We start from the raw sequence: 12,723 nt of genomic DNA on the forward strand, positions 1-12,723 counted from the left end.
CGTACAGCTCGAGGACTCCCGGCGTACGGAGTTGCAGGCGTCCTGCCTCAGCGCGGTCTACCTCGGTGCCGACCGCAACGACTTCCCGCTGACGCCGGACCGGCAGGACGCCTGGAGCCTGGTCACCCGGAACACCGTCGACCCCGACCACGACCACGGCAACAAGGAGAACCACGGCTACTGGACGTACGCCGGCCTCGACGCGGCCAGCCCCGCCGCCTGCGACACCTACACCGCCACCTCGTCGCAGGTCAGCTGACGCATCAGTACGGCAGTTGCGGCGAACAGGACCGCGCACGCGGTGAGGGCGAGCGGCACCGTGGTGAGACCGGCGATCGTGGAGACCGTGAGACCGCAGGTGATCTCGCCGAGATACTCGAGCTGCGCCAGGAACGAGTGCGTGGTCGCGCGGATGCCGGCGGTGGTACGGGCGTTGACCCAGATCGTGCTGATCACCCGGGTGAGTGGCGTGACGATCCCGTTCAGCAGCACGACGGCGATCGCGCCGACCGCCGGGCCGGGCGCGAAGGCGAGCAGCAGCATGCTGACTACGCCGGCCAGCGCCGCCAACGCGTAGTCGCCGGCGGCATGGGCGCCGCTGATCCGTCGGGTGGCGAGCCGCAGTACGACGGCGCCGAGGGCCAGGCCGGTCACGCCGAGCGCGGTGAACCAGATGATCGGGTCCGGGGTGGCCGGTAGGCCGAGGTCGAGGAGACGCTTCTGGGTCAGGCGCCCGGCGGCGTCCGAGGCGCCGTTCACCAGGAAGGTCGCGGCGAAGATCAGCAGGATCCCGCGGTTCTGCCGGACCAGCGTGACACCGCCGCGGAAGGTGTTCCAGGACGCGGTCCAGCGCCGGCCGCGGGTCGGGACGAAGTTGTGCTCGGTGAACCGGACCGCGACGTACACCGCGAGCACCGTCATCCCGGCGCCCGCGATCACGATCGTGACGTCCCGCCGCGTGGTCCACGCGAGCACACCGAGGATCACGAGGCCGGTCGCGGCGCCGGTGAGCTGGACCCGGGCGGCGCGCGCGAGGACGAGGTTGACGGTGCCCGGGTCGTCCAGTTCGTCGGTGATCAGCGCGACGTCCGACCCGCTCGCGAACGTCCACGAGATACCCCACAACACCTGCGTGGCGAGCAACGCCGGGAACGATGTGACCAGCCCGGTGGCGAGCATCGCCGTGCCCATCAGCACCTGGGAGATGACCAGCGACCACTTCCGGCTGATCGTGTCCGCGATGACACCTGCCGGTACTTCGAAGACCAGCGCGAACGCACTCTGCACCGACCCGATCAGCACCAGTTCGGCGGGGGAGAGGCCGGCGTCGACCACCAGATAGACGCTGGTGACCAGCCACCAGCCGTTGTGCAGCACGGCTCGCAGCCACGTCCACCGGAGGAAGACCTGCGCCATGCACCCGATCCTCGCGGCCCCGCCGTACCCACGGCCACCGGATTATCAAGGCGCTCAGACGTTCGGAGATGGATCGCGCACCCGATGCTCACGTTCGCGGTCGCTCGCCGTGCCGCTGGTCCTGATCTTCAGGAGTTCCTCGTCTGCGCCGACCAGGAACGGTGGGTGGTCCACGACCGACAGCGCGGTCGCGCTGGCGATGTCGAACCACAGTCCGATGAGCTCCAGGCGTCCCTCTTCCTCGGCCCGGCGGACCGACGGGAAGGTGCGCAGGTTCTCCAGTTGCACGATGACGTTCGCGACTGACAGCTTGTCCGCGGGCGGCAGCGTCGCGCCGGTCGCCGGATCGAGGACGTCGGGCAGCCGGACCGCGCGCCGGATCGACGGTTCCAGGTGCCGCAACCAGCTCTCCAGCCCCGATCCTTCCGGTACGTCGGCCGCGAGCGCAGCGGCGGCCGCGCCGCAGGAGGAGTGACCGCAGACCACGATCGACCGTACGCCGAGGACATCGACGGCGTACTCGATCGCGGCGTCGACCGAGCTGCTGTTCGATCCTTTCGGGGGCACGAGGTTCCCGATGTTCCGCACGCAGAACTGATCGCCCGGACCGCTGGTGGTGATCATCGTCGGCACGATCCGCGAGTCCGCGCAGGTGATGAACAGGTGCGCCGGCCGCTGTCCCTCGGCGGCGAGCCTGGCCAGCAAGGCCTTCAGCGGTACGTCGTCCAACTGTTCCGCGACACCGCCGCGATGCACCTCGACCGAGCCACCGCGCGCGACATGTCCGCGCCGCCAGTCCTCGATCGCCTCGTACGCCGCGTGGTCGAGGTGATCCACGGTCAGCTCGACCCGAACCGCAGCACCCACCGGGATCGCGCGCAACGTCCGGACGAGCGACGCGACGCCGAGGAACACCAGCGCGCCGCAGATCCGTACCGTCCACAGCCCGTCGGCCTCCGTTGCGGTGACGGTTGCCCGCGCGAGGCGGTACAGCACCCGCGCAAGAGCGAGGACGAGTCCGAGCAGGACGCCTTCGGCCAGTCCCAGTACGCCGACGCCGACGGCGGTCACGACGTACACGAGGAGCTCGTCGTGGCGGCGGAGTGTGCGGATGTGCGCGAGCTGCACGAGGCGCAGCCCGGTCACCAGCAGTACGCCGGCCAGCGCGGCCATCGGGATGAGTTCGAGCATCGCGCCCGCCGCGAGCACGAACGCGGCGATCCAGAGCCCGTGCATGATCGCGGACGCGCGGGTCCGGGCGCCGGCGGTGACGTTCGTCGAGGAACGCACGATCACACCGGTGACCGGCATCCCGCCGAGTGCGCCGGAGACCGCGTTCGCCGCACCCTGGCCGATCAGCTCGCGATCGAGGTTGCTCCGGGGCCCGCGATGAAGCTTGTCGACGGCAACGGCCGACAGCAACGACTCGACGCTCGCGACCAGGGCGATCGTCAGTACGGCGGTGCCGATCTCGAGCGCCGTACCCGCCGGCATCCGCGGCAGGATCAGGCTCTGCAGCGGGTTGTCCGGCAGGTCGACGCGGGTCACGTCCGGCATCGCGACCGCGGCCAGGGCGGTCACCGCGACGACCGCGACCAGCGGCGCCGGAACCGCCTTCACCTTGGGGATTCGCGGCCAGGCCAGCACGATCGCGACCGTCAGTACGCCGACCGCGACCGAGTGGCCGTGGTGCGCGATCAGCTGGGCCGGAAGCGCCGTCACGTTCGCGATCAGTGAGCTCTGTGCCTTGCCGCCGAGGACGACGTGCAGTTGCTGGACGGCGATCGTGACACCGATCCCGGCGAGCATGCCGTGCACGACGGCGGGGGACAGCGACAGCGCGAGCCGTCCGATCCGGGTGATGCCGAGCAGGATCTGCAGAAGGCCGGCGGCGCAGGTGATGGCGGCGGTCGCGGCCCAGCCGAACTGGTTGACGAGCTCGGCGACGACCACGGTGAGTCCGGCGGCCGGGCCGCTGACCTGCAGCGGGGAGCCGCCGAGAGCTCCGGCCACCACACCGCCGACCACCGCGGCCACCAGGCCGGCGATCAGCGGGGCGCCGGACGCGGCGGCGATCCCGAGGGACAGCGGTACGGCGATCAGGAAGACGACGAGTGAAGCGGGGAGGTCGTGATGCAGGAAGTCCTTCCAGGGCAGGCGTTCACGGGCACTGGGAGGTGAATGAGAAGTGGTCGGCACGAGGGAATCCTCCGGCGTCGGTGCTCAGGGCAATGGCGTGGGCATCAGGCGTCGAACTAAGAGTGTCGATCTGGTGACTTATCGTACTGACCCGTTCAAGGCCGGAACAGCGATCCGGGCAAATCGTTGCCCTGGGCGCCGAAGATGACGATCCTTCAGCACCCGTAGACTCGCCGCATGGAGCTGGAACTGAGCGGGAAGACCGCGGTGGTCACCGGAGCGAGCAAGGGCATCGGGCTGGCCTGCGTCGAGGCGCTGGCCCGCGAGGGCGTCGAGGTGATCGGCATCTCCCGGGACGCCGGCAACCTGGCGAAGGCACAGGAGACGCTGGCCGCGAAGGGGCTGACCTTCCGGGCGGAGCCGGTCGACCTGACCGACGCCGACGCGACCCGGGCCGCGTTCGGGCGGATCGGCGTACCGGACATCCTGATCAACTGCGCGGGCGCGGCCCGGCGGACGCCGGTCGACGAGCTGGACAGTACGGCGCTGCACGCGGCGATGGACGCGAAGTACTTCACGTACATGCACGCCACCGAGGCGGTGATCCGCGGGATGGCCGAGCGCGGCAGCGGCGGCGCGGTCGTGAACGTGGTCGGCCAGGGCGGCCGCTCGGCGAACCCGCTGCACATCGGCGGCGGCGCGGCGAACGCGGCGCTGATGCTGGCGTCGGTCGGCTACGCGAAGGCGTACGCCGCCCAGGGTGTCCGGGTGAACGTGATCAACCCCGGTACGACGCGGACCGGCCGCGTCGACGAGGGCCTCGGGGCCGCCGTCCGGGCGACCGGCAAACCGAAGGACGAGCTGCTGCGGGAGATGGTCCGCGACATCCCGATGGGTCGCGTCGGCGAACCCGAGGAGGTCGCCGACGTCGCGGTGTTCCTGGCGTCGCCGCGGGCCAGTTATGTGACCGCGTCGATCATCACGATGGACGGCGCGACGACCGCCGGTATCTGAGCGGCGGTGCGGGGCCGGCCCTGGTGGTGCCGGCCCCGCAGCGTGTGTCGACTAGACCGTGATCCAGTCGATGTCGGCGATGTAGCCTCCTCCGTTGCTGACCTTGATCGAGTTCGCGCCGGCGGTGAGCTTCATCGGTAGGTAGGTGACCTGTGGCGTACCCCAGTCGTTGTCGCCGAGGCCGCTGTAGTTCGCCCAGTAGGTGTCGGTGCCGTTGACCGTGAGCATGCTCTGCCGACTGGTGTCACCGTCGGTGTAGGCGATCTTCACCAGGTACGTACCGGTCTTCGGCACGGTGATCCCGTTCAGCGTCACGGTCGACCCGTACCCGATGTTGCCGACCTTCGCGCCTCCCGAGCACAGGCTGCAGCCGTTGACGCTCGCCGAGCCGGTGAGCGTGCTGGTCGGCGCCTCCGCCTCGTAGCGCACCGGCCCGCCGGCCGCCGAGGTCATCATGGTCACCGGCGCACTTGCCCTGGAGGAGTTACCACCCTGCACGGTGAACGAGTACTGCGTCTGCGGCGACAAACCACTCACCACCGCACTCGTACCCGCGCTCACCGCGACCTGCTTGCCGTTGGCAAACACCTTGTACGACGTGGCGCCCGCGGTCGGCCGCCAGGTGAGCGACACCGTCGTACTGCCGACGTCCGTCGCGGTCAGGGCGGCCGGGACGCGTGCGCCGTTCGGCCAGATCTTGTAGAGCTTCGAGCCGTGCGCGGGCAGCTGGGCGCTGACCGAGCCGGACACGTTGGGCGTGTTCCGGTCCGCCCAGACGTCGCGGACCAGCGCCTTGCCGCCGATGCCGAGCTGGTCGAAGTTCCCGGTCACGGTGGCGGGGGAGTCGGCCAGGTTGAACAGCGCCACCGTCGTACTGCCGTCGGCGTTCTGGGCGTACCAGACCTGCTGCAGCTGGTCCTGGTTCAGCGGGCGGGCCGGGTTGCCGGACTGGTCGATCGCGATCACCTCGCGGTTCGTCAGCAGCTTCAGGCCGTACGCGTCCAGCTTGGTCAGGTCGTCACCGGAGAACAGCGGCGCGGAGTTGATCGCCCAGAACGTCATGTACGACTGGCGTTCCGCGTCGGTCAGGCCGTCCATCGCGCCGACGCCGACGTCCAGCGCGTCGAGGTTGTTCCAATGACCCGGGCCGGCGTCGTCGATCCACTGCGCGACGTCCCACCAGCGCTGCTTCACCGAGCTGTCCCATTTGACGATCGTGTCGCAGTAACACTCGACGTCGGTGTCGATCCGCCAGCCGTTCGAGTTCGCCTTCCACACGTCGGCGTACCGGTGACTGAGCGACCAGGACAGCGTGTAGAGCATCGGCCGGCCGGCGTTCTGCACGGCCCGCCACCAGGCCTTCACGTCCTCGGTGTTGTTGTGGTTCGGGTCGTCCGGCGCACCCTTCCAGGAGCCCGGGCCGACGCCGTCCATCTTGATGAAGTCGACGCCCCAGGACGCGAACAGCTTGACGATCGAGTCGGCGTACTTCTGCGCACAAGGGCTCGCGTAGTTGATCTTGTACGCCCCGTCCCAGCCGTTGGTCTTCCGCAGGTCCGGGTAGACGATGTCGCGGGTGAAGCACCCGGGCGCGTCGTAGATCGGCGTGTTGCCGTCCCGGTACACGTCCGTACCGAGGCCGACGGTCGTGTAGATCCCGAACTTCAGGCCGAGCTTGTGGATGTCGTCGCCGACCGCCTTCATGCCGCGCGGGAACCGCTTCGCCATCGCGACCGGCCGGCCGTACTCGTCACCGCCGTCCTGCCAGCCGGCGTCGACGTTGATGTATTCGTATCCATACGGCTTCAGCTTCGTCGCCAGCGCGTGGGCCTGTGTGAGGATGTTCTTCTCGCTGATGAAGCTCCCGGGGCCGTCGGGGTTCACGCCGGGGTAGTTGGTGGACTGCAGGCTCCAGCTGCTCCAGCCCATGTAGGGCTTGGCGGCGAGCTGTGGGTAGGCGGGTTGCTGTTCCCGGGCCGCGTCGGCCGGGGCGGTGACGGCTGCCGTGGTCACCAGAGCGGCGGCAGCCAGCACGATCGTGGTACGGCGTCTGAAAGACATAGAACGTCCTCCGGGGGAGGAGTGAGCGGACGCGCCGAGCCTAGGACCGTTTAATTTACGGAGTCAAGTATTCAGCCCTCGTGACGTGCTGTGACACGACTGCCATCGAACCTTGATCAACTTCGGTACCCCGTCGGGTCGTCGTACCACCAGCAGGCCGGCCTCGTGAGGACGCCGGCCGGATGCACGAGGGGGTTCCATCATCGTGAACGGAAGAAGACTCGGCCGGGGCGTCGTCGCCGCGGCCGGGGCGGCCGGCCTGGTCGCACTCGCAACCCTGGCGGCAGGCGGCGCATCGGCGGCCACGTCGGGTACGACGGCCCGCCCGGCGCTGAAACTGGTTGCCGGAAGCATCGACGTGACGCTGGACAACTCGCCCGACTACGGCGTCGACCTGGACCTCGGGACGCACATGGTGGCCGGCAACGCGCCGGTCGAGGTGCGGGCCACGCGCGCGTCGTACGCCTCGCCGGTGGTCGCCACGCAGTACGTGAACGGCAAGCCGGTCCGGCAGTTGCCGAAGGGGCTCGTCACGGACTTCTCCGGGCTGGGGAAGTTCCTGCATGTCACGATCACCGACGCGAGCGGCAAGAAGGTGCTCGACAAGGACCAGACGGTCTGCCTGAACGGCGACGGGTCCCGTACCCGTCCGGACGCGCCGGCGACCTCGCCGTACCCGAACGACTGTGCGGCGAACCCGTTCACCCAGGGCGCGGTGTGGGGGCTGCAGACGGGCTGGTCGGTGCACAACTACAGCAACGACGCCAACCCGGTACAGCTTGCCGTCGGCAAGTACAAGGCGGTCGTCAGTGTAAACAAGGCGTACCGGGACTTCTTCAAGATCCCGGTGAACGACGCCTCGGTGAAGCTGAACCTGACCATCCAGAAGGCCCAGAGCTGCGTCCGCGGCTGCTTCGGAGCCAAGCAGGCGAAATCCGGTGCACCCAAGCCGAACGCCACCCGTCCGACCGGCAAGGCGAGCGTGCCGAACGGCCCGAAGCCGGACCTCCGGCCGGTGCCGGCCTGGGGGATCGACGTCGCGCCGGGCGACGCGGGGACGCCGGACGCGAACAAGGACTTCCTGCAGTTCTCGGCGACCGTGTGGAACGCGGGACCGTCGCCGCTGGTGCTGGACGGTTTCCGCCGTCAGGGCAAGGATCTGATGGACGCGTACCAGTACTTCTACGACGCGCATGGCAAGCAGGTCGGGTACCACACGACCGGCACGCTGGAGTGGGACGGCCGTCCCGGTCACAACCACTGGCACTTCACCGACTTCGCGCGCTACAGCCTGCTGAACGCGAAGCAGAGCGAGGTCGTCCGCAGCCAGAAGGAGGCGTTCTGCCTGGCCGCGACCGACGCCATCGACTACACGGTGAAGAACGCGAACTGGCACCCGTACAACACGGACCTGCACACGGCGTGCGGCGACCACAGCTCGCTGTCGGTCCGTGAGGTCCTGGACGTCGGCAACGGGGACACGTACGTGCAGTCGCTGCCCGGCCAGTCCTTCGACGTCACCAACCTGCCGAACGGCACGTACTACATCCAGGTGACCGCCAACCCGGAGCACCGGCTGTACGAGTCCAGCACCACCAACAACGTTGCCCTGCGCAAGGTAATTCTCGGCGGCACGTTGCACCACCGCACCGTCAAGGTGCCCGCGGTCGGCGTCATCAACATCCCCTGATGCCGCCGGCGCCGGCCCGCCCGCCGGCGTCCTCGCGCTCCCGGCCCTGATCCAGCCGGGGGCGCGAGCCTCTCAGCTTGTTCCAAGCAGCCCGCCCCTATCTTTCGAAACGACTAAGGAGGGGCCGATGCGCCGAGGTTTCGTCGCTGTCGTCGGGTTGTTGTCGTTGATTGTGCTGCCGGGGTGTCAGAGCACACCTGTGCAATCCGCCGGTACCTCGATCCAGGCCCAGCACGTCAGTGCCAAACCCGGTACGCCGAGCTGGGTCATCAAGGACTACCAACTGGCGGGTCCGGCCGACCTCGCCGGGTACACCGATCACGTCAGCGTCCGCAGCGGTGAGCCGTTCAAGCTCTACGTCTCCTCCTCCGACGGAAACTTCACCGTCGACGCGTTCCGGCTCGGTTGGTACGGCGGAACCGGCGCGCGCCTGGTCTGGACGTCGTCGGCCGTTCGGGGCGTCAAGCAGGCCGCGCCGACGCTCAACCGCGTGCGGATGGTGACGACGAACTGGCGGCCGTCGCTCACGGTCCCGACCACCGGCTGGTTGCCGGGCGCGTACGTACTGCTGCTGCGCGCCGCGAACGGCAAGGAGAAGTACGTGCCGATGGTGGTGCGCTCGGACTCGGCCCGCGACGCGGTGCTGATCGTCGACGCGGTCAACACCGAGGAGGCGTACAACGCGTGGGGCGGCTACTCGCTGTACCACGGGCCGCACGAGCAGCACGCGACGCGTTCGCTCGAGGTGACGTTCGACCGGCCGTACGACCTGAACGGTGCGCGCGGCCTGCTGAACTTCGCGGTGCCGGTCATCCAGGAGGCGGAGCAGAGCGGCGTACGGCTGGCGTATGCGACCAGTGCGGACCTCGAGGCGGATCCGGGACTGCTCGCCGGCGCTCGCGGGATCGTGTTCGGCGGGCACGACGAGTACTGGTCGCTCGGGATGCGTGACGCGGTGACGAAGGCCCGCGACCACGGGACGAACCTGGCCTTCCTCGGCGCGAACTCGGTGTTCTGGCGGGTCCGGTACGCGCCGAGCCGGCTCGGGCAGCGGCGGGTGATGATCGGGTACAAGGACGCGCGCCTCGACCCGTTGAAGAACCAGCCGACCACCACGGTGCGCTGGCGCAGCGACCCGTACCCGGATCCGGAGAACAGCCTGACCGGCATGCTGTACGAGTGTTTCCCGGCGGTCGGCGCGTTCACCGTCCGCGACCCGGGGTTCTTCCTGTTCGCCGGCACCGGCGTCCGGGCGGGTACGGCGTACCCTGGGCTGATCGGCGACGAGGCCGACCGGGCGTACCCGATCACCGGCACGCCGGCGAACCTGCAGGTGGTCGCGCACTCACGGACAACCTGCGGGCCGAAGCGCACGTACTCCGACGCGACGTACTACACGGTGCGGTCCGGGGCAGGGGTGTTCGCCACCGGATCGATCGAATGGGTGAGGGCGTTGGCGGGACCGGATGCGAAGGCGGGTGTCGGGCCGGCGGCGGTGGCGTTCGCGCGGACCGTGACGCTGAACGTGTTCCGATCGTTGGCTGAGGGACCGTTGGGGCACAAGCATCCGGCGCATCCGGACCTGGCGCGCTTGCACGAGTCGCCGTTGACCATCAGTGGAACGGGTGGGCCGATCGGGAAGCCCACCTCCCCGAAGGAGTTGCGATCCAAGGCGTGAAGCACAGAGTACGAAGCGGGTTGGTGCTGGCCACGGCACTGCTCGTCCTGGCTGCCGGTTGCAAGTCCGCCGCTCAACAGGCGACGCACCATGCGTCGCCGAGCGCGACGCCGACGGGTGCTCGGACGACGGCGGCACCGAGTCCGAGCGTGGCGGCGGAGAACGCGAAGCCGGGGACGACGGCCTGGAAGATCGACACCAGCCGGATCGCCGGGCCGATGGAACTGGCCGGGTACGCCGATCAGGTGCGGGTCCACAGCGGGCAGTCGTTCCGGCTGTTCGTGACGTCGACCGCCGGCGCGTTCACCGTGCGGGCGTTCCGGATCGGGTGGTACGGCGGGACCGGCGGGCGGCTGGTGTGGACGTCGCCGTCGGTGCCGGGGCGCGCGCAGCCGGCGCCGACCGTACGGCCGTCCGATCACATGGTCAGCACGAAGTGGGCCCCTTCGTTGACGGTACCGACGACCGGGTGGCCGGCCGGTGCGTACCTGCTGCTGCTCCGGGCGGCCAACGGCAAGGAGAAGTACGTCCCGATCACGGTCCGCTCGGAGTCGGCCCGCGACGCGGTCGTGATCGTGAACGCCGTGAACACCTACGAGGCGTACAACCAGTGGGGCGGGTACTCGCTCTACAACGGGCCGGACAACTCGTTCGGGTCTCGCGCGCATCGCGTCACGTTCGACCGGCCGTACGAGGGGAACGGCGCGAAGACGCTGGTCCAGTCCGAGTTGCCGTTGATCCAGCTGGCGGAGCAGAGCGGCGTACGGCTCGCGTACCTGACCAGCGTCGACCTGGCCACCGATCCGAACGCGCTGACCGGGGCGCGCGGGATGGTGTCGCTCGGGCACGACGAGTACTGGACGGTGGCAATGCGCGACGCCGTCACGAAGGCGCGGGAGAGCGGGACGAACGTCGCGTTCCTCGGGGCGAACGCCGAGTACTGGCGGGTGCGGTACGAGCCCGGCGCGCTCGGCGCGGACCGGGTCGTCGTCGGGTACAAGGACGCGAACCTGGATCCGGTGAAGAACCGCCCGGACACCACCGCGAAGTGGCGGAGCAAGCCGTTTCCCCGCCCGGAGAACTCGCTGACCGGGATGCTCTACGAGTGCTTCCCGGCGGTGGGGTCGTTCACCGTGCGCGATCCGGGCTTCTTCCTGTTCGCGGGCACCGGCGCGCGCAAGGGATCGACGTACCCCGGGCTGACCGCGACCGAGGTGGACCGCGCGTACCCGATCGCCGGTACGCCGAAGAATCTGCAGGTGGTGGCGCATTCGCCGGTGTCCTGCGGGCCGTCGATCCACACGTTCTCGGACGCGACGTACTACACGGTGCCGTCCGGCGCCGGCGTGTTCGACACCGGCTCGATGAACTGGGTCCCGTCGCTGCACGGGCCCAACTCGAAACACGCCCTGACCATGCGAGAGGTCACCTTCGGCCGCACCGTCACCCTGAACCTGATCCGCGGCATGGCCGCCGGCCCCCTCGGCCGCACCCACCCCGCCGTCGGCGACCTGGCAACCCTGGGCGCCTCGTCCTCCACCTCCACAGGCTCCGGCGGCACGGTCGGCTGACACCCACCCGACCGCGCCCGCCACTCACCATCCAGCGCGCGCAGCGCGCTGTGTGCGTCTGCCGTCGGCTCTTCCATCTCGGTGTCAGGTCTTGACCGGGGTTGAGGTGCTGATTACCTTCGAGGAACCCGGTGCGGAAATCGATTTCTCCCGCCCTGCCCGCACCGGGATCTCAGGAGGTCGGCATGCGAAGGATCGCCGTTGCTTTTCTGACCCTCGGCCTCGTCGGCGCGCTCCCGACGAGTGCGGCGACCACCGGCTCACCGCCGGAGAGCACGTTCTTCTCAACCGTAGGAGTCGACGCCGGCGCCACCGTCGGAGCGCCCGCGATCGGTGACGACGCGAGCCACGGGGACCTGTGGCCGAACTGCTGGTCCGACGACGACAACGTCTACGCGGCGTACGGCGACGGCATCGGGTTCGGCTCGACCGCGAGTGACATCGGCGTCACCCGGATCTCCGGGACGCCCGGCTCCCTGAGCGGTACGCAGCTCGCGCAGGGCGACCAGCTCGGCAAGGTGTGGAACGCGAACCACACCCGCAAACCGACGGGCATGGCCTGCGTCGGCGGTGCGCTCTACCTCGCCGTCCAGGATCTCGCCACCGACTTCGACGACGCGCCCGCCGCGACCATCGCGAAGTCCACCGACAAGGGCCGCACCTGGACCTTCGACACCAGTGCGCCGATGTTCGGTGGGTCGAAGTTCACCACGATCTTCTTCCTCGACTACGGGAAGAACTACGCGAACGCGCCCGACGGGTACGTGTACGCGTACGGCCTCGACAACAACTGGCGCGACTCGTTCTCGAACCGGGTCCCGGACCCCGTCGACCTGTGGCTGGCCCGGGTGCCCGCGACGAGCGTTCAGGACCGGTCGACGTGGCAGTTCTACGCCGGTACGACGAACGGCGTACCGCAGTGGACCGCGGACATCAACGCCCGGGTCGCTGCGCTGCACGACGACCGGCACATCTATGTGAATGTCGGTACGGCCGGACGCGCCTCGAACCTGACCACGATCAGCCAGGGCGGCGTCGTGTACGACAAGCCGCTGAACCGGTACATCTACACGTCCTGGACGGAGTACACGTTCGAGTTCTACGAGTCGCCGACGCCGTGGGGGCCGTGGACGCACTTCACACCGAAGGACTTC

8 protein-coding genes and 1 pseudogene are annotated in these 12,723 nt (G+C 69.2%); 6 read left to right on the plus strand and 3 right to left on the minus strand.

From position 1 onward, the window contains the following. Positions 1–259: pseudogene (locus VFF46_RS32685) on the plus strand (hypothetical protein); the annotation flags it as partial. On the opposite strand, the gene VFF46_RS32690 reads toward VFF46_RS32685, so the two are convergent. Next, positions 229–1,416: an MFS transporter gene (locus tag VFF46_RS32690; protein WP_325041101.1), complete on the minus strand. Its 1,188-nt coding sequence runs from the start codon at positions 1,414–1,416 to the stop codon at positions 229–231. The pseudogene VFF46_RS32685 and the gene VFF46_RS32690 overlap by 31 nt on opposite strands. Before the next feature lie 54 nt (positions 1,417–1,470). After that, the gene (locus VFF46_RS32695; RefSeq protein WP_325041102.1) at positions 1,471–3,615 is read right to left on the minus strand and encodes a bifunctional SulP family inorganic anion transporter/carbonic anhydrase; all 2,145 of its coding nucleotides are present in this window, start codon (positions 3,613–3,615) and stop codon (positions 1,471–1,473) included. Positions 3,616–3,792: 177 nt separating this feature from the next. Here VFF46_RS32695 and VFF46_RS32700 point away from each other — a divergent pair, with 177 nt between their 5' ends. Beyond that, the gene (locus VFF46_RS32700; RefSeq protein WP_325041103.1) at positions 3,793–4,569 is read left to right on the plus strand and encodes an SDR family NAD(P)-dependent oxidoreductase; all 777 of its coding nucleotides are present in this window, start codon (positions 3,793–3,795) and stop codon (positions 4,567–4,569) included. Positions 4,570–4,620: 51 nt separating this feature from the next. On the opposite strand, the gene VFF46_RS32705 is transcribed toward VFF46_RS32700, so the two are convergent. Then, positions 4,621–6,630 carry a fibronectin type III domain-containing protein gene (locus VFF46_RS32705; RefSeq protein WP_325041104.1) on the minus strand — a complete coding sequence of 670 codons (2,010 nt, stop codon included), beginning with the start codon at positions 6,628–6,630 and terminating at the stop codon, positions 4,621–4,623. A gap of 205 nt (positions 6,631–6,835) precedes the next feature. Between VFF46_RS32705 and VFF46_RS32710 the strand changes: the two genes are divergently transcribed. From VFF46_RS32710 to VFF46_RS32725, 4 genes are all read left to right on the plus strand, one after another. Further along, complete coding sequence (locus VFF46_RS32710; RefSeq protein WP_325041105.1) at positions 6,836–8,320, plus strand: lysyl oxidase family protein; 1,485 nt, start codon at positions 6,836–6,838, stop codon at positions 8,318–8,320. Between the two features lie 127 nt (positions 8,321–8,447). Then, positions 8,448–9,998 (plus strand): N,N-dimethylformamidase beta subunit family domain-containing protein, encoded by a 1,551-nt coding sequence (locus tag VFF46_RS32715; protein ID WP_325041106.1) that lies wholly within the window; start codon positions 8,448–8,450, stop codon positions 9,996–9,998. After that, positions 9,995–11,569, plus strand: coding sequence for a N,N-dimethylformamidase beta subunit family domain-containing protein (locus VFF46_RS32720; RefSeq protein WP_325041107.1), 1,575 nt, complete (start codon positions 9,995–9,997; stop codon positions 11,567–11,569). Before VFF46_RS32715 ends, VFF46_RS32720 begins: the two co-directional genes overlap by 4 nt. Positions 11,570–11,754: 185 nt before the next feature. Continuing rightward, a partial coding sequence (locus tag VFF46_RS32725; RefSeq protein WP_325041108.1) for a DUF4185 domain-containing protein occupies positions 11,755–12,723 on the plus strand: 969 nt, incomplete at its 3' end.

The organism is Kribbella sp. (assembly GCF_035655035.1).
GTDB lineage: Bacteria > Actinomycetota > Actinomycetes > Propionibacteriales > Kribbellaceae > Kribbella.